Genomic DNA, 17,434 nt, shown 5'->3' with positions numbered 1-17,434 from the left:
GGTCGATCGAGACAGGGGTGCCCGTGATCCGCGCACCGCAAAGCAGGAGAGAGCGAGATGGCACGCGGATTTCTGAGCGGGGCAGTCTGGGGCGGCATCGTCAGCCTTGGCGTCGGCGGCGTGGCGTCGGTTATGGCTCCTCTACCTGAAGCACCGCCTTCGTCCGAGGCTCCGCAAGTCAGCGATTTCACACCGCCGGATGTCAGTTCTCCCGATGCGACGCTGCCTTCAACCCCGCAAGAGGGCGGGATTGCGGTCACAGAACCCGATACGCCACCGCAGCAAGGTCAGACAGCGCAGCAGACTGCGCCGGGGGACGCCGATACGTTGGGAACGCTGACTGAGCCGCAACTGCGCCTGTCGCCGGTCACGCAACCAGATGTGCTGGGGGCGCTTGATGCTCCTGACGGAATGCCGAACAGTGGTGCGCTCGCCCTTGCAGATGAAGAGCCGGTTTTCCCCAATCCACAGGCCTTGGCCCCGATGATCCCGCAGCCCGCAGACGGAGTGAGCATCGACACGGAACCGGCAGAAACGCCGCAAGCGGGTACGCCGGACCCTGTTGAAGCACAATCGGACCCTGCCGAAGCACCGTCGGACTCTGTTGAAGCGCCTTCGGACGCAGCCGAACCATCAGCGCCAGATACCGCTGTTGCCGACGACACCGTTCCTCCCGCGGAGGATGCTCCTGACCAAACTCCCGAACCAGCACCGCTTGATCCGCCTCAGGTGGCACAGGGGGCATCAGATCCGGTCGACCCTCCGGCGGCGGTTTCCCCGCCCCCGGCAGAGCAGGAAGATGCGCCGCCACAGGTGGCAATGCTGGCACCGAGTGCACGTCCGCAAATCGGCACGCCTGCGGTTTCTTTGACGGACCGTTCCAGTGGGGTCATCATCAACCGCCCGACAGATGAGGAAGAGGCCGCGCAGACACCGGGCGTCACCGTGATCACAGACAGCGGTGCCGTGGCAGAAGCAGCGGCGCAAGGCGATGTGGCACCTTTGGTGCGTAACGCAGAGCCATTTGCAAACCCTGACAACAAGCCGCTGATGTCGGTGGTCCTGATCGACGATGGCTCTACACCCACCAATGGAACTGCGGGCATCGCCGCGCTGCGCAGCTTTCCCTATACGCTCAGCATCGCTGTGGACAGCGCCCTGCCGGATGCGGCCGAACGGATGGCGCTTTACCGCACGGCGGGCTTTGAAGTGCTGGCGATGATTGATCTGCCCGCTGGTGCGCAGCCCCTCGATGTAGAGACGACCTTTGGCGCGACCCTGTCGCAGATGCGCGAGGTTGTCGGTGTGCTAGAGGGGCCGTCAGGTGGATTGCAGCCGTCCCGCGACGTGTCGGATCAGGTGATTGCAGTGCTGGCGCAGTCCGGTCACGGTATGGTGACGCAAGATAAGGGTTTGAACACTATGCCAAACCTTGCCCGCAAACAGGGCGTGCTTGCCGACCCGATCTTTCGCGACTTCGACAGCAAAGGCCAGACAGCGCAGGTGATCCGCCGTTTTCTGGATCAAGCGGCCTTTAAGGCAGGCCAGGAAGGCGCGGTGATCATGCTGGGGCGGATGCGGCCTGACACGATCTCGGCATTGTTGCTCTGGGGGTTGCAGGATCGGGCAGGGCAGGTGGCACTTGCACCTATCTCGGCGTTGCTGACACGGGACGGGGGCTAGCGCGATCGCGGCACCATAGCGGCCTTACGAGGTGCAGGCAGCCGTTGGTACCCGCGCAGTCGCGGTATCGCCGAAGACGCCGCGCATCTGCTGGCCTGCCATCGTGATACGCACCTCTGCACCGGACATCTCCGATCCGCTCACGACGGTCTGACGGTGCGTGCCCGTGTCATCGACATCAATTGTGAATGCGACGCTTTCCCCAACATCCAGCCCTGTTAACGGCAGTTCGATCACGCTGTCACCATCGCGTACAACAGGGGCACTGCCGAGAAGGGCCGCGCCCTGTACCAGATCGAAAGGTTGAAACACCTGCACACCAGCACCGGTGCCTGTCACATCAAAAATCAGACCGGCAGGGGCCATACCAATATCCAGCGTAACCGTCACAGCGGGCAGCGTGCAGGCCCCGGCATTGGTGAGTGTGAAACGATCCTTGGGTGCCCCTTCATCGAACTGAACGGTGATATCGGCCAAGAGCTGTGTGGCGGTCAGGGCGAGCATGAGAGAAGCGAGCTTGAGCATGGGAAATCTCCTGTGAGGATGCACAGATAGCCCACCTCACCAGCGCGGCAATATTCAGATGATCTCGTCCTCATCGAACAGCGGGTCCGCGATGAGTTGCTCGACCAGTTCCTCGACCGTATCGGTGACCGCGCGGGGTAACAGCTTGGCCAGATGAAATACTGCATCGCCCTCGTTGACCACGGGCAGGATGGCGCGTCCGATCAATATGCCCGGGTTCGGCGCCACGATATCTTCCTCCACCTCGCCGAACGGGTCCGAGACGGTGGCGAGGATATCGCCTTTCTCGACTGTTTCGCCTTCGGCCCGGAAGGTGCGCAGCAACCCGCCCACGGGCGCGCGCAACCATGAGGAAGAGGAACAGACATTGGGCAACCGTCTGGCGGGGGCGATGCCCTTGCGCGGCAACATATCTTGCGCATGCATGACCCGCAGAATACCAGCAAGACCCGCGCGCACGGCCATCTCGTCAAAGCGCAGACCTTCTCCTGCCTCATAGAGCAATACCGGCGTGCCTGCCTCTGCCGCCACAGCCCGCAATGATCCGTCGCGCAAAGGTGATGTCAGCACCACGGGTGCGCCAAAGACCATCGCCATGCCGCGTGTTACCGGGTCGGAGGGCGAAATGCGTACCTGTGGCAGGTTGGTGCGGTGGATCGCGGCTGAATGCAGGTCGATCCCCGACTGGCAGCGCAGCACGACCTCGGTCATGAAGATATGGGCCAGCCGTGCCGCCAGCGATCCGCTGGGCGAGCCGGGAAAACAGCGGTTCAGATCGCGCCGGTCGGGCAGGTAGCGCGAGCGGTTGAGAAACCCGAAGGAATTGACCACCGGCACCACCAAAAGCGTGCCGCGCAGGGATTTCAGCTGCGGGGCGCGCAGTAGGCGGCGCACGATTTCCACGCCGATGACTTCGTCACCGTGGACCGCCGCCGAGACAAAGAACGTGGGCCCCGCCCGTTTGCCGTGGAAAACCTCGACTGACAGATGCACCGGCGTGTGATCGGGCAGGGTCGAGACCGGCAAGTCGACGCGGGCCGAGGTGCCGGGGGCGACGCTATGGCCTGCGATTTCGAAGGGGGCGCGGGCCACGGAGCGCGTCAGTTCCGGCCAGAGCCGTCAAAGCGGGCTGCATCCGCCGCCGCCCGCCGGATCGCGCCGGATTTATGTACGGTTTCCATATATTCCGCTTCGGCGTCGCTGTCATAGACCACGCCGCCACCTGCTTGAATATAAAGAGTTTCATCCTTGATCACGGCCGTGCGCAGGGCGATGCACATGTCCATATCCCCGCCCGCGCTGAAATACCCGACGCCGCCGCCATAGACGCCGCGCTTTTCTGGTTCCAGCTCATCAATGATCTGCATGGCGCGGACCTTGGGGGCACCTGATACGGTGCCTGCGGGCATCCCAGCAAAGAAGGCGTCGAGCGCATCCGCGCCTTCTTTTAACTCGCCCACCACGTTTGAGACGATATGCATGACGTGGGAATATTTCTCGACGATAAACTCTTCGGTCGGACGCACTGTGCCGATCTTGGCCACACGGCCCACATCGTTGCGGCCCAGATCAAGCAGCATCAGATGTTCGGCCAGTTCCTTTTCATCAAGCAGCAAGTCCGTCTCGAGCGCGCGATCCTCTTCAGGCGTGGCCCCGCGGGGGCGGGTGCCGGCGATGGGTCTGATCGTGACCTCGTTGCCAAAGACCCGCACGAGGATTTCGGGGCTGGCACCGACAACATGAAAGCCGCCGAAGTTGAAATAGAACATGAAAGGCGAGGGGTTCGTGCGTCGCAAACTGCGATAGAGCGCAAAGGGCGCCTGCGGAAAGGACTGCGCCCAGCGTTGGCTGGGGACCACCTGGAAAATGTCGCCCGCCACGATATATTCGCGGGCTTTCTCCACAGCGGATTTATATCCGTCGCGGGTAAAATTGCTGACCGGTTCCGGGGCTTCTGACGCGTCGCCCAGATCACGGCTGGCACCGGGCATGGCACGTTCCAGATCGCGCACCGCATCCATCACACGTTCTGCCGCCTGGGCATAGGCGGCACGGGCAGATTGACCATCCGATACCCACGCGGGCGAGACGATGGTGACTTCACCTTTGACGCCATCGAGCACGGCAATGACCGAGGGGCGCAGCATCACCGCATCGGGCAGGCCCAATGGGTCGGGATTCACGTCGGGCAGGTGCTCCACCAAGCGGATCATATCGTAGCCCAGATAGCCAAACAGCCCGGCGGCGGCCTGTGGCAGATCATCAGGCAGATCAATCTTGGATTCAGCGATTAGCTCGCGCAACACGTCCAGAGGGTTGCCTTGGGCATCTTCGAAGGCTTCCGCGTCATAGCGGGCAGCGCGGTTTATGGCAGAGCTTTCACCCCGGCAGCGCCAGATCAGGTCTGGCTTCATCCCGATAATGGAATAGCGCCCGCGCACCTCGCCGCCCGTGACCGATTCTAGCACAAAAGCGTTTTCAGCGGTGCCGGTCAGTTTGATCATCAGCGATACGGGCGTATCAAGGTCAGCCGCCAGCCGCGTGTAGACGACCTGGTTGCGGCCTTCGGCATGACCTTTGGCGAAGGTATCGAAAGAGGGGGTCAGGGACATGGCGAGCGATCAGGGGAAGTTGACATGCACGGCCTGCACCGCGCGGGTGTCGACCTCTGGCCCGGCACGCCGGACCACATCGTCGGCAAACAGGGTGAACAGATCGGCCGCCAAGGCCTCGTCCAGTTGTGTCCCGAGCTGGCTCAACAGGGCCGCGCTTTGCGGATCATCGCCTGCGGCATCAATCGCATCCAGACGCACGATCACGACACTGTCCTGGCCCGGCAGGACGGTGACATCACCCACCTCCATGTCAAAGACCTGCTCCATGAAATTCGGCGGTGTGCCGTCGATAAAGGCGTTGCGGGTCTGGTTCTCTTCTTCAATGGCGGTCAGGCCTTCGGCAGCGAATGATCCATCCGCGCCCAATGTCGCGACCAGCGCGGTTGCGCGGGCGGTCAGGGCTGCGACCAGCTGCTCGGAAGCCCAAGCCGCGCGCACGTCTTCAAGGGCGTCCTCAAAGGGGTTGGGTCGCTCAGGCAGTTCCTCGTCCAGCCGCATGGCAAAGATGCTGCCGTCGTCCAGTTGTTCAACCTTGGGGAAATCGCCGGTCGAGAGGGCGCTGGCCGCTTCGCGGAAGTCGCTATAGGCGGCAATGCCCTCGGAGGTTTCGGGTGTCCATGCGATGGTGCCGAGCGTCATCTCGGTCTCGTCAGCGAGTTGTTCCAGCGTCGCCCCACCGGCAAGCTGGTCGTCGATATCCCGGGCGCGGGTTTCGACCGCGCGAACCGCACGGCTGACGGCAAGCTCTTCTTGCAGATTGGCGCGGGCCTGTTCAAACGTGGTCGTCAATGCGGGCAAGACGCCATTCACGCGAAAGAGGGCCGGACCAAGCGGACTGGGCAGGGGGCCGACGATGTCGCCCACTTCGGCGGCAAAGACCGCTTCGCCGGCGGCGTCCAGCTCAAGCCGACCCACATCCCCCAGATCAACATCGGCCAGGGCCAGACCGCGTTCCTCGACCAGGTTCCGGAAATTGGTGCTGCCGACTTCAAGCGCGGCGGCGGCCTGGTTGCCGGCTTCCTCGTCAGGGAACACCAGCCGCTCGACCAGACGGCGCTCCGGCTGGTTAAAGGTGTTCTGGCGTTCGTCATAGGCGGCACGCAGCTCTTCTTCGGGCACTTCGACTTCGTCGATTAAAGCATCGGGCGAGAGGATCGCGTAGGTGATCATCTTGGTGTCGGGCAGAACAAAGAGATCGGCATTGGCGTTATAATAGTTGCGCAGGTCTTCTGTAGAAGGCTCGGCGACGGGCTGTTCCAGTGCGGCTTCCTCCAGCAGGCTCCAGGTAAAGCTGCGCTGCTCGCCTACATAGTTGACCAGCGTTTGGGCATAGGTCTCGGGCATGCGGACACCGCCCAGGATCGCGCCTTGCAGAAGGGTACGAGCGGCTTCTTCGCGCAGGGATGTTTCAAATTCGGCTTCGGAAACGCCCCCCTGTTCAAGGGCGAACCGGTATCCTTCGCGGTCGAATGTGCCATCAACGCCCTGAAATGCCGTGATGGCAAGGATGTCTTCGCGTAGGGATTCGTCGCCGATGGAGATGCCCAACTCCGAGGTCTCGTGATCAAGAGCACGGTTGCGCACCAGACGTTGCAGCACGGCACGGTCCAGTCCGATGGCCTGCGCCTGTGCAAAGGGCAACTGCTGACCGGTTTGCTGTTCGATGGCGCGGATCTCGTTTTGCAACTGGCGGGCGTAAACTTCCACCGGAATGGACTTGCTGCCGACGGTCCCCAGACTGCGAAGATTGCCGCTGAGATTCACCGCGCCGAAACCGGCCAGGCCGAGGATCAGAAAACCCATCAGAATCCACATCGCGATTTTGCCGATGCCACCGCTTTTTGCCATGTTCACTGCCCTTTGCCTGTGTTGCATGCGTGTCTAAGCGGTGCCGGGCAGAGGGGCAAGAGGTGTCAGGCGGCAGGCAGGTCCGCAAGGCGGTCAAAAAGCGTGGCAATGCCAGCCGCATCAAGGTTGGCAAAGGCAATCCGCAGCTCGCGCGCGCCCGCGGGATCATCCGAGGGGTAGAACATCGTGCCGGGCAGGCAGAGGACCGAAGCATCACGCACCAGCCTTGGGGCCAGATCAGCAGAGCTTTCGGCATAGGGGTGCTGAAGGTAGGCAAAGTAGCCGCCCAGCCCCAAGAGCTTCCATCCCAGAGCTTCGAGTTTGGGCAGGTTCTGCGTAATGGCAGCGCGGCGGGTCAGGATTTCGTCGCGTTCTCCCGCCAGCCATTGGCCAAGGTTCTGCATGCCCCAGAGGGCCGCGTGCTGGCCCAGTTGGGCAGGACAGATGGCGACGGTGTCGAGAAACTTTTCGACCTCGGCCAACCGCTCTTCACTTGCGATCATCGCACCGACGCGGTGTCCCGTTAGACGGTAGGCTTTGGAAAAGGAATAGAGGTGGATCAACGTGTCGTCCCATGCGGCGTCCTGGAACAGCGGATGAGGCGCGCCACTTTGACTGTGAAAATCACGGTAGGTTTCGTCGACGATCAGGGCGATGCCATGGGCGCGGGCCAGATTAAAGAAGCTTTGCAACAGCGCATCCGGGTATTCCTGCCCGGTGGGATTGTTCGGGCTGACCAGTGCGATGGCGCGGGTGCGCGGGGTGATAAGCGCGGCAGCGGCCTCCACATCGGGCAGCATATCGGTGCCGGTCTCAAGCGCGACGCTGCGGACGCCAGACATATCCAGCCACATTTTGTGATTGAAATACCAAGGGGTTGGGAGGATAACCTCATCCCCTTCGGCGCAAAGCGTCGCGATGGCGGCCGCAAAAGCCTGATTACAGCCTGAGGTGATGCAGGTTTGTTCTGGCGTGACGGTGCCGTCGTACAGCGCTGCAGTCTGAGCGGCCAGTTCATCGCGCAGTTCGTCCATGCCCAGGACGGGGCCGTAAAGGTGCGCATCATCGCGCGTAAGAGCGGCATCGGCCATCGCCTGTCGCAGTCCTTGGGGCGGCGGATCGACCGGTGCCGCTTGGCTGACGTTGATTAGGGGGCGCGTGTCTGGGTGGGTCACGCCGTCGAGCCAGCGGCGGGCCTCCATGACCGGAGGCGGGAAGGTGGCGGCGGTGCGCGTGATCGTCATGCGGGCGGCTCCGAGTTGAGAGTGCGGACGGTATATCGTCCCTCTTCTTTTTCCGAAAGTCGAGGGGTGCAAAGCGCGTTCGACCATCAAGAGAGGCAGCGTTTTGCGCCACGTTGGCAAAAGCAAAGGGACAAGGCCAAAAAGAGAAAGGAGGGTTAGTCCTTGCCCCGGTAGGGCTCGACATACTGCAGGGCCATGTCCCAAGGGAAAAAGATCCAGGTGTCCTGGCTGACGCCTGTAATGAACGTATCGACCTGAGGTTCGCCTTCGGGCTTGGCATAGACGGTGGCGAAATGCGCCTGCGGATAAAGCTCGCGGACCAGTTCGAGCGTTTTGCCGCTGTCGACCAAGTCATCGACGATCAGGATGCCCGTGCCGTCGCCCATGATTTCGCTGTCGGGCGATTTGATGACCTTAGCTTCGCGCCGCTGGTCGGCTTTGCCGCCGCCGGAATGATAGGACACGACCGAGATCGTATCGACTGTGCGGATGTCCAGCTCACGCGCCACGATCATCGCAGGGGCCATGCCGCCACGGGTGATGGCAACAACGGCGCGCCAGTTGCCGTCATCAGGGCCTTTACCGTCAAGCCGCCACGCCAAGGCGCGGCTGTCGCGGTGGATCTGGTCCCATGAGATGTGGAAGCCCTTTTCGTGGGGCAGGCGCCCTGCGGGGTTGGTGGCGTCGGACATGGGTTATTTCTCCAGTATGAGGCGCAGGCCAAGTGCGCCCAGAAGCGTGGAGGCGATGCGGTCAAGCACGGGTTTGAGGCGGATATAGCTGCGGCGGGCGGGGCCGGTGCCCAAGAGCAGGGCAAAGAGCGCATAGAAGGCGATCTCAAGCACCAGATGGTTGGCGACGATCACGGCGATGTCGATGGCACCGATGCCCTGCGGGAAGACCACCACGATGACGGCGGCGGCAAAGAGCATGGACTTGGGGTTGCCGAAGTTCAGCAGGAGGCCCGAGAGGATCGCGGTACCGTGGGGTGTGGGTGCGTCCCCCAGCGGATCACGGGCGTGGCGCCATGTCTGGATTGCGATCCAGATCAGATAGGCGGCACCGCCGAGTTTCAGCGCGGTGAAGGTCCATGGAAAGAGGGTAAAGACGATCTCAAGCCCCAGAAGGGCGGCGAGCGTCCAGAGGGCCGCAGCCGTGCCCAGACCGATGCCGGTGGCCATGCCAGCAGTGCGGCCCGAGGCGACGGTGGTCTTGATGAAATACAAGAGCGCCGCGCCGGGGGCTGCAATCGCGGCGATCAGCACCACGTTGAAGGCAATGAGATCGGCGAGGGTCAGCGTCATTCCTTGGCCATGTCAGGCGCATCGACCGCCTTCATGCCGACCACGTGGTAGCCTGCGTCCACATGCAGGTTCTCACCCGTGGTGCCGGAGCCGAGATCGCTGAGCAGGAAGAGGGCGGCTTTGCCCACATCCTCGATGGTCACGTTGCGGCGCAAGGGAGAATTGTATTCGTTCCATTTCATGATGTAGCGGAAATCGCCGATGCCGGAGGCGGCAAGCGTCTTGATCGGCCCGGCAGAGATCGCGTTGACGCGGATGCCGTCCTTGCCAAGGTCTTCTGCCAGATATTTTACGGAGGCTTCAAGCGCGGCTTTGGCCACGCCCATCACGTTATAATGCGGCATGACCTTTTCGGCACCGTAATACGTCAGGGTCAGAGCACTTGCCCCCGGCGTCATCATCTTTTCCGCGCGCTGCATCACTGCGGTAAAGGAATAGACCGAGATATCCATCGACATGGCGAAATTGCCGCGGCTGGTATCCACATAGCGGCCTCGCAGCTCGCCTTTGTCGGAAAAACCAATGGCATGAACGATAAAATCAATGCTGCCCCAACGCTCTTTCAAGCCGTCAAAGAGCGCATCTATAGATGCCTCGTCGCCCACATCGCAGGGCAGGACAATATCGCTGCCCAAAGAAGCGGCCAGCGGGTCGACGCGTTTTTTCAGCGCATCCCCCTGATAAGAGAAGGCAAGTTCCGCACCGGCGTCGGCCAGGCTGCGCGCGACGCCCCAAGCGATGGATTTGTCATTGGCCAGCCCCATGACCAGCCCACGTTTACCCTGCATCAAGTCGTTAGCCATGCTCTGCCCACTCTAATTGCCTTCTGTCCAATTCGTTTAGGCTATTGCGCTGAAGCCATCAAGACTGCACCGCGAGGACAAACGCCTGTCGATTACGCAATGGGCGCGCATGGACCGGCACCAAAAGCGCGCCCAGCAGCTTTAGGTTGTCTCAAGTTGTCACTTGTTTTATCACATAGCCTATATCAACGTGCCGGGATGTGGCGTGTTTAGTGGGGGCCGGGGTGTTAATTCGATGATGGGGTTATGATGTCCGGGCGCTCAGGAAAATTCGCGGGCGAGGATCCTTTCACACTGGCACGCAGTTGGATGGCCGAAGCCGAGCAAAGCGAGCTTAACGATCCCAATGCCATTGCGCTTTCAACAGTGGATGCCGACGGTTTGCCGAATGTCCGTATGGTTTTGCTCAAAGACATCGAGCCTGCAGCCTTTGTATTCTACACTAACTATGAAAGCCAAAAGGCCCAGGAGTTGGACAGCGCGGGCAAAGCCGCGTTTGTAGTGCATTGGAAATCACTGCGCCGCCAAATTCGCGTGCGGGGGCTGGTCACCCGTGAAGACGGGCCATTGGCCGATGAATATTATGCCTCGCGTTCGCTGCAAAGCCGGCTTGGCGCCTGGGCCTCGCGCCAGTCCCAACCGCTGAAAAGCCGGGCGGCACTGATGGCCGAAGTGGCCAAGGTAACGGCAACAAAAGGGATCAACCCGGCGCGGCCCCCGTATTGGGGCGGATATCGTATTACGCCTTTAGAGATTGAATTCTGGGCCGATGGCGAGCATCGTTTGCACGATCGCTTTCAATGGCGGCGCAAATCAGTAGGGAGTGAGTGGGACGTTCAACGACTGAACCCATGACTCAAAAGTTATAGAAGTGGTCTGCGCAATGCCGGTGCTTTTTAGCCGGACAGCGACACAGACATGATCGACGGATCGAAGGTGACACGTGGCAGAAGACAAGAGCATTGAGGGATTCGCAGGCTCAGACCCTGTCCACGCGCGGTCAGAGGTGGCCGGCGTTGTTAAGTGGTTCGATCCGATCAAAGGATTCGGCTTTGTCGTAACAGAAGCGGGCGGCCCGGATATTCTGTTGCACGTCAATGTGTTGCGGAACTTTGGCCAAAGCTCGGTCGCGGATGGTGCCGGTATTTGTTTGCTGGTGCAGGAAACCGACCGCGGTGTGCAGGCGGTGGAGGTGACAGCGATTCACCCGCCCGAAGGGGGCAGCCCAGCGCGGTTGCCGGATGTGAACGGTCTGGACAGTGATACGCTTCACGCTGTGCCGTTGGAGCCTGCCCGCGTTAAATGGTTCGACAAGGCCAAGGGATTCGGGTTCGCCAATGTCTTTGGCAAGCCGGAGGATGTTTTCGTTCATATCGAGATCCTGCGCCAGTCGGGTCTGTCTGATCTGCAACCGGGCGAAGCGCTTGCTTTGCGCGTTATCGACGGGAGCAGAGGTAAAATGGCAGGTGAGGTACAGGCGTGGGAAACCGTTTTAAGCAAGTCGTCGGACACACAGCACGACTGATTGCTGCTGCATTTGTTTTCAGCGCGATTCCGAGTGTTACGTTGGCAGAGGCCTGCCGCGAGGATACCGTCCTGCTGCGCGGCGATTGGGGCAAGGCCCGGTTTCAGGTCGAATTGGCCGATGACCCCGCCGAACAGGCGCAGGGCCTGATGCACCGTACCGAACTGCCGCTCTCGGCCGGTATGTATTTCGTGAACGCCGCGCCGCGCCGGACCAGCTTTTGGATGCGCAACACGTTGATCCCGCTGGATATGCTCTTCATTGATGCCGCCGGTGTGGTGCAGCGGATTCATAGTAATGCCGTGCCTTTGGATGAAACCCCGATTGAAGGGGGCGATGCGATTCTGACGGTGCTTGAAATCAACGGGGGGCTGGCCCAGCGCCTTGGCATTGATGCGGGAACGCAAGTGCGCCATCCGGCCCATGCAGATTATGCGCCCGCATGGCCCTGTTAAGGCTGTTGTTTTGGGCGCGTTGCAGCTTCGCGCAGGATTCACCAATCTAGGGCTTTTCATTCCGATAAACTGTGGCTAAAGAGGCCGCAGTCGGAGCGTGGCGCAGCCTGGTAGCGCACCTGTTTTGGGTACAGGGGGTCGGAGGTTCGAATCCTCTCGCTCCGACCACTTTTCAATCATCGAGAATATGATGCGTCGTGTTGCGCGATCTTGCCTGCGCCTTGGTTGCATCTGCGTGCGCACCACTGTGCCACTATATCTGGTGGCTTTGGTCCTGTGCCGCACTTCGGGTGGTGGGAAATGCCTAAATTCTATGCGCCGATTCTCTAGTTTGTCCGGAGATATGTTGCAGATTTATGCAAAACGGAGCCCGTGCTCAAAATTTTTGCCCGTCTTGTTTTACGTCGGCTTATGCACCGGTTCCCTGTGGATAAGTTCATCTATCGGGTGAGCCACTGCAGGTAAACCTGCCGAAATGTTTGGTTTATTCCGGGGGTGCCAATACGCCCGGACAGATATCCACCATGTGGATATTAACCAGTTGAATCGGGCGAGGTGTCGCCACGCCAAAAACCAATGCTGCGTCAACCAAAAGAATGCCGAAATTTGTTAAAAAAACCTTTGACCGGATAGGTCCAAATACGTCAGGTTGTGCAAGTCCGGGGATGACGCCACAACATGTAGTGGTCAACGCTGCGAAGGCGCGTCCCGGCGCACAGGCAGGTTTAAGGCGTATCTACAAGTCGAAACTGCATAAAACGGCACCCGCTGGCGAAAGGGTGGTGTCATATCGTTTGTGCGCCGATGGGTAAAAAAGGGTGAGGGCCGTGTGTGTAAACGGACCTTTGGTTTAGGCACTTGAAATGCAAGAGGCAGCATAATGAAGATCGAACGTAAGTTTACCACCGCGGGCAAAGACGCATACGCAGAGCTGGATTTCATCACCACTGTTTCAGAGATCCGCAATCCTGATGGGTCCGTGGTCTTCAAGCTGGACGATGTCGAAGTGCCCTCCAGCTGGAGCCAGGTGGCAAGCGACGTGATCGCACAGAAGTATTTCCGCAAAGCCGGCGTTCCCTCTGCGCTGAAAAAGGTGAAGGAAAAGGGTGTGCCCGAGTTCCTGTGGCGTTCGGTCCCGGCTGAAGGTGCCACTATGGGCGGCGAGACCTCTTCCAAGCAGGTGTTTGATCGCTTAGCCGGCGCCTGGACTTATTGGGGCTGGAAGGGCGGCTATTTCACCACCGAAGCCGACGCTCAGGCCTATTACGATGAAATGCGCCACATCCTTGCCTCCCAACGCGGCGCACCCAATTCGCCACAGTGGTTCAATACCGGCCTGCACTGGGCCTACGGTATCGACGGTCCTGCACAAGGCCACCACTATGTGGATTATAAGACCGGCAAGTTGACTCGCTCCAAATCCTCTTACGAGCATCCCCAGCCCCACGCCTGCTTTATCCAGTCGGTCAAAGACGATCTGGTTGGCGACGGCGGTATCATGGACCTTTGGGTGCGTGAGGCGCGTCTGTTCAAATACGGCTCCGGGACAGGCACCAACTTCTCCAGCTTGCGCGGTGAAGGTGAAAAGCTGTCAGGTGGCGGTAAATCCTCGGGCCTGATGGGTTTCCTGAAAATCGGCGACCGTGCAGCGGGTGCCATCAAGTCCGGCGGCACCACGCGCCGTGCGGCCAAGATGGTGATTGTTGATGCGGACCACCCCGATATCGAAGACTTCATCAACTGGAAGGTGCTGGAAGAGCAGAAAGTGGCGTCCATCGTCGCAGGCTCCAAGATGCACGAGCAAAAGCTGAACGCGATTTTTGCGGCCATCAAGGCATGGGACGGTGCCGAGGCCGACGCATATGATCCCGCCGTGAACCCCGGTTTGAAAACCGCAGTCCGCGACGCCAAAAAGGTCGCCATCCCGGAGACATACGTCAAGCGCGTGCTGGACTACGCCAAGCAGGGCCACACCAGCATCGAATTCCCGACATACGATACAGACTGGGATAGCGAGGCTTACAATTCGGTCTCTGGCCAGAACTCCAACAACTCTATCCGAGTGACCAACGCATTCCTGACAGCTGTCGAGAAGGACGCCGATTGGGAGTTGATCGACCGCGTCACCGGAAAAGCCTCCAAAGTGATTCGCGCCCGCGACTTGTGGGAGCAGGTGGGCCACGCCGCATGGGCCTGTGCCGATCCGGGCATCCAGTACCACGACACCGTCAACGAATGGCACACATGCCCCGAAGACGGCGCAATCCGCGGCTCAAACCCCTGTTCCGAATATATGTTCCTGGATGATACGGCCTGCAACCTTGCGTCCATGAACCTGCTGACCTTCCTCGAAGACGGTGTGTTCAACGTCGAAGACTATATGCACGCCTCGCGCCTCTGGACCGTGACGCTGGAAATCTCCGTCATGATGGCGCAGTTCCCGTCCAAGGAAATCGCACAGCGGTCCTATGACTTCCGCACGCTTGGCCTGGGCTATGCAAACATCGGCGGCTTGCTGATGAACATGGGCTACTCCTATGACAGCGATGAAGGCCGCTCGCTTTGCGGAGCGCTGACCGCAATCATGACCGGTGTCGCCTATGCCACGTCAGCCGAGATGGCAGGTGAATTGGGGGCCTTCCCCGGTCACGCCAAGAATGCCGACCATATGCTGCGCGTCATGCGCAACCACCGCAACGCGGCTTACGGTCATGCCACGGGCTACGAAAAGCTGGCAATCAAGCCCGTCCCGCTGGATCATGAGAATTGCCCACAGCCGGGTCTGGTCGATGTGGCCATGTCCTGCTGGGACGAGGTGATCAAGCTGGGTGAGGTACATGGGTACCGCAACGCGCAAACATCTGTCATCGCGCCGACGGGCACCATCGGTCTGGTGATGGATTGTGACACCACAGGGATTGAGCCTGACTTCGCGCTGGTAAAGTTCAAGAAACTCGCGGGCGGTGGTTACTTCAAGATCATCAACCAAAGTGTTCCAGCAGCTCTGGAAAAGCTTGGCTACGGCTCCGCGCAGATTGAAGAGATCGTCGGCTACGCTGTGGGCCACGGCACCATCGGCAATGCGCCCGGTATCAACCACACCACGCTGATGGGTCATGGTTTTGGCCCCAACGAGTTGGCAAAGGTCGACGCGGCATTGGCGCAAGCCTTCGATATCCGTTTCGTGTTCAACCAGTGGACGCTGGGCGAAGAGTTCTGCACGCAAGTGCTGGGCATCCCTGCGGCCAAGCTGAACGATCCGACCTTTGATCTGCTGAAGTCACTCGGGTTCTCCAAGGCGGACATCGACGCAGCCAATGACCACGTTTGCGGCACCATGACCCTCGAAGGGGCACCGCACCTAAAAGAAGAGCACTACAGCATTTTCGACTGTGCCAACCCCTGTGGTAAGAAGGGCAAGCGTTACCTGTCCGTCAACAGCCACATCTACATGATGGCCGCGGCGCAAAGCTTCATCTCCGGGGCGATCTCGAAAACGATCAACATGCCGAACGATGCAACGATTGAAGACTGCCAGAAAGCCTATGAGCTCAGCTGGTCCTTGGGCATCAAGGCGAATGCACTCTACCGGGATGGCTCCAAACTCAGCCAGCCTTTGGCTGCATCTTTGGTCGAGGACGACGATGAAGCAGCAGAAGTGCTCGAATCCGGCTCAACGCAGGAAAAAGCAGCTGTGCTGGCCGAAAAGATCGTCGAAAAGATCGTCGTCAAAGAAGTGATCAACCGCAGTCGCGAAAAGATGCCACAGCGCCGAAAAGGCTATACGCAAAAGGCAAACGTTGGCGGTCACAAGGTCTATCTGCGCACCGGCGAATACGAAGACGGCAAGCTGGGCGAAATCTTCATCGACATGCACAAGGAAGGGGCGGGTTTCCGCGCCATGATGAATAACTTCGCTATCGCGGTGTCTGTTGGTCTTCAGTACGGCGTGCCGCTCGAAGAATTCGTCGATGCCTTCACCTTCACCAAGTTCGAGCCTGCGGGCATGGTCCAAGGCAACGACAGCATCAAGAACGCGACCTCGATCCTCGACTATATCTTCCGCGAGCTGGCTGTTTCCTACCTCGACCGTACCGATCTGGCGCATGTGAAACCCGAAGGGGCCACATTCGACGATCTGGGCAAGGGCGAAGAAGTCGAGAACGTCGGCAATGTGGCTGAACTCTCTGAAACTGCAGCGACCCGGTCACTTGAAGTGCTCAAGCAGATCAGCTCAAGCGGCTACCTGCGCAATCGCCCGCCGCAGGAACTGGTCCTGTTGCAAGGCGGCATGGACAGCGTAGCGGTCGCGCCGGGGATGGAGACAGGCAACATGTCAGTTGCAGTATCCTCAACCACCGCGGTTGCTTCGGGTTCCGTGTCAATCGACGCCCGCACAAAGGCCAAGATGCAAGGCTATGAGGGCGAGGCCTGTGGCGAATGCGGCAACTACACGTTGGTGCGCAACGGGACGTGCATGAAGTGCAACACCTGTGGCGGGACGTCCGGGTGTAGCTAAAGGATTGAGGGTTGGGGGCGACGTTGCAGCGCCACCCCCTAGCGCCCTTCCCGCATAGCCTAGTACGCTGCGGGAAAAGCGAGTTCGGCCTTCATAGGTCGATGAGAAAACGGAGACCATGGACGAGATCGCGGATCAATAGCGTACTGAGAAACACCCACAACAAATGTGCTACCTGGGGGTAGAATGTGGGTAACTAGGAGGACAACTAATGTCCAAATCGAAAAACGTGTGGACCTCGCCAAGGTCTGATGGGCAATGGGCTGTGCAGACCGAAGGTTCCGAGCGAGCCGCTAGCTTGCACGCTACGCAAGCGGAGGCTTGGGACAGCGCCCGTGGACTCGCGCGCAGCCGGGGCTCCGAAGCGTTTCTTCAAGGCCGCAATGGTCAAATTCGGGAACGTAACACTTACGGAAAGGACCCATATCCGCCGAAGGGCTGACACAGGTGCGTCTTTTCTGGCGGAGATAGGCAGGGCGCTTGGCGCACTGCCCGGACCAATAAGGCACTTTGGATGCCTTTACTGAGAAGGGGTGGCTCTCATCGTTCGCAAGCGAACGACTGCCGCCACTCCGCAGCCCCGGCCAAGCCGGGGCACGAGACACGGAGCGGATGCGTTCGCTCTGTACGACGTTCAGGCCGCAGGCAAAACAAGTACCGAGCGGTTAACAAATGGAGCTTGAACGGCGAAACTAGGGAGAGCTCCGGCTCTCCCTTTCTTCTTTTGTCAGGAGCAAAGGCCACAGACGTTGCCTTTGCAAATGAAACCGGGACCGTTTGCAAACCGCCCTAAGTGAAAGCAATGTCAGCGAAATACTGCGATAAGGTCCGCTTCCGCAGGCCCGTTGTGCGCTGTTAATCGCATCTGCGCCAGTCCGTACCACAATCCCATCCCCTTTCTCTTTTTGGCCTT

Annotated in this window: 14 protein-coding genes and 1 tRNA gene; 7 read left to right on the top strand and 8 right to left on the bottom strand. The window is 60.0% G+C overall.

Annotated elements, in window-relative coordinates; all coding sequences use genetic code 11:
• The first annotated feature begins 57 nt into the window (after positions 1-57).
• Positions 58-1,683 (top strand): divergent polysaccharide deacteylase family protein, encoded by a 1,626-nt coding sequence (locus Z945_RS0116600; protein WP_025053218.1) that lies wholly within the window; start codon positions 58-60, stop codon positions 1,681-1,683.
• Between the two features lie 24 nt (positions 1,684-1,707).
• Here Z945_RS0116600 and Z945_RS0116595 read toward each other — a convergent pair whose 3' ends face one another.
• The 8 genes from Z945_RS0116595 to fabI all read right to left on the bottom strand — a co-directional run bounded on the left by Z945_RS0116595 (position 1,708) and on the right by fabI (position 10,022).
• Positions 1,708-2,208 carry a hypothetical protein gene (locus Z945_RS0116595; protein WP_025053217.1) on the bottom strand — a complete coding sequence of 167 codons (501 nt, stop codon included), beginning with the start codon at positions 2,206-2,208 and terminating at the stop codon, positions 1,708-1,710.
• 54 nt (positions 2,209-2,262) lie between these two features.
• Positions 2,263-3,300 carry a succinylglutamate desuccinylase/aspartoacylase family protein gene (locus Z945_RS0116590; RefSeq protein ID WP_025053216.1) on the bottom strand — a complete coding sequence of 346 codons (1,038 nt, stop codon included), beginning with the start codon at positions 3,298-3,300 and terminating at the stop codon, positions 2,263-2,265.
• Between the two features lie 8 nt (positions 3,301-3,308).
• The gene (gene trpE / locus Z945_RS0116585) at positions 3,309-4,820 is read right to left on the bottom strand and encodes an anthranilate synthase component I (protein ID WP_025053215.1); all 1,512 of its coding nucleotides are present in this window, start codon (positions 4,818-4,820) and stop codon (positions 3,309-3,311) included.
• Between the two features lie 9 nt (positions 4,821-4,829).
• Positions 4,830-6,671: a peptidyl-prolyl cis-trans isomerase gene (locus tag Z945_RS0116580; protein WP_025053214.1), complete on the bottom strand. Its 1,842-nt coding sequence runs from the start codon at positions 6,669-6,671 to the stop codon at positions 4,830-4,832.
• A 65-nt stretch (positions 6,672-6,736) separates the two neighbouring features.
• Entirely contained in the window at positions 6,737-7,915 is a 1,179-nt protein-coding gene (locus Z945_RS0116575; RefSeq protein ID WP_025053213.1) for an aminotransferase, read from the bottom strand.
• A gap of 155 nt (positions 7,916-8,070) precedes the next feature.
• Positions 8,071-8,607, bottom strand: a complete 537-nt coding sequence (gene gpt / locus Z945_RS0116570) for a xanthine phosphoribosyltransferase (protein ID WP_025053212.1) — start codon at positions 8,605-8,607, stop codon at positions 8,071-8,073.
• A 3-nt stretch (positions 8,608-8,610) separates the two neighbouring features.
• Entirely contained in the window at positions 8,611-9,219 is a 609-nt protein-coding gene (locus Z945_RS0116565; RefSeq protein WP_338152107.1) for a LysE family transporter, read from the bottom strand.
• Positions 9,216-10,022, bottom strand: coding sequence for an enoyl-ACP reductase FabI (gene fabI / locus Z945_RS0116560; protein WP_025053210.1), 807 nt, complete (start codon positions 10,020-10,022; stop codon positions 9,216-9,218). The genes Z945_RS0116565 and fabI overlap by 4 nt, the downstream gene beginning before the upstream one ends.
• Positions 10,023-10,271: 249 nt before the next feature.
• Between fabI and pdxH the strand changes: the two genes are divergently transcribed.
• The 6 genes from pdxH (at position 10,272) to Z945_RS20395 (ending at position 16,963) form a co-directional block, all read left to right on the top strand.
• The gene (gene pdxH / locus Z945_RS0116555; protein WP_025053209.1) at positions 10,272-10,877 is read left to right on the top strand and encodes a pyridoxamine 5'-phosphate oxidase; all 606 of its coding nucleotides are present in this window, start codon (positions 10,272-10,274) and stop codon (positions 10,875-10,877) included.
• A 106-nt stretch (positions 10,878-10,983) separates the two neighbouring features.
• The gene (locus tag Z945_RS0116550; RefSeq protein WP_174412345.1) at positions 10,984-11,547 is read left to right on the top strand and encodes a cold-shock protein; all 564 of its coding nucleotides are present in this window, start codon (positions 10,984-10,986) and stop codon (positions 11,545-11,547) included.
• The gene (locus Z945_RS0116545) at positions 11,502-12,002 is read left to right on the top strand and encodes a DUF192 domain-containing protein (RefSeq protein WP_420911462.1); all 501 of its coding nucleotides are present in this window, start codon (positions 11,502-11,504) and stop codon (positions 12,000-12,002) included. Before Z945_RS0116550 ends, Z945_RS0116545 begins: the two co-directional genes overlap by 46 nt.
• Before the next feature lie 91 nt (positions 12,003-12,093).
• Positions 12,094-12,170, top strand: a tRNA-Pro gene (locus tag Z945_RS0116540).
• 712 nt (positions 12,171-12,882) lie between these two features.
• The gene (locus Z945_RS0116535) at positions 12,883-16,521 is read left to right on the top strand and encodes a vitamin B12-dependent ribonucleotide reductase (protein WP_025053206.1); all 3,639 of its coding nucleotides are present in this window, start codon (positions 12,883-12,885) and stop codon (positions 16,519-16,521) included.
• Between the two features lie 211 nt (positions 16,522-16,732).
• Complete coding sequence (locus Z945_RS20395) at positions 16,733-16,963, top strand: DUF2188 domain-containing protein (RefSeq protein ID WP_081781018.1); 231 nt, start codon at positions 16,733-16,735, stop codon at positions 16,961-16,963.
• Positions 16,964-17,434: the final 471 nt, after the last annotated feature.

Origin of the sequence: Sulfitobacter noctilucae, from assembly GCF_000622365.1 — a bacterium.
In the GTDB taxonomy this organism is placed as follows: domain Bacteria; phylum Pseudomonadota; class Alphaproteobacteria; order Rhodobacterales; family Rhodobacteraceae; genus Sulfitobacter; species Sulfitobacter noctilucae.
This window is presented reverse-complemented; position numbering and strand designations above follow the sequence as displayed.

What these genes read in the sequence shown, in the direction of transcription:
- trpE (WP_025053215.1), bottom strand. Translation starts at nt 4,820, where the DNA reads ATGTCCCTGACCCCCTCTTTCGATACCTTCGCCAAAGGTCATGCCGAA.
- Z945_RS20395 (WP_081781018.1), top strand. Translation starts at nt 16,733, where the DNA reads ATGTCCAAATCGAAAAACGTGTGGACCTCGCCAAGGTCTGATGGGCAA.
- Z945_RS0116580 (WP_025053214.1), bottom strand. Translation starts at nt 6,671, where the DNA reads ATGGCAAAAAGCGGTGGCATCGGCAAAATCGCGATGTGGATTCTGATG.
- Z945_RS0116575 (WP_025053213.1), bottom strand. Translation starts at nt 7,915, where the DNA reads ATGACGATCACGCGCACCGCCGCCACCTTCCCGCCTCCGGTCATGGAG.
- Z945_RS0116565 (WP_338152107.1), bottom strand. Translation starts at nt 9,219, where the DNA reads ATGACGCTGACCCTCGCCGATCTCATTGCCTTCAACGTGGTGCTGATC.
- gpt (WP_025053212.1), bottom strand. Translation starts at nt 8,607, where the DNA reads ATGTCCGACGCCACCAACCCCGCAGGGCGCCTGCCCCACGAAAAGGGC.
- Z945_RS0116595 (WP_025053217.1), bottom strand. Translation starts at nt 2,208, where the DNA reads ATGCTCAAGCTCGCTTCTCTCATGCTCGCCCTGACCGCCACACAGCTC.
- Z945_RS0116535 (WP_025053206.1), top strand. Translation starts at nt 12,883, where the DNA reads ATGAAGATCGAACGTAAGTTTACCACCGCGGGCAAAGACGCATACGCA.
- pdxH (WP_025053209.1), top strand. Translation starts at nt 10,272, where the DNA reads ATGTCCGGGCGCTCAGGAAAATTCGCGGGCGAGGATCCTTTCACACTG.
- fabI (WP_025053210.1), bottom strand. Translation starts at nt 10,022, where the DNA reads ATGGCTAACGACTTGATGCAGGGTAAACGTGGGCTGGTCATGGGGCTG.
- Z945_RS0116600 (WP_025053218.1), top strand. Translation starts at nt 58, where the DNA reads ATGGCACGCGGATTTCTGAGCGGGGCAGTCTGGGGCGGCATCGTCAGC.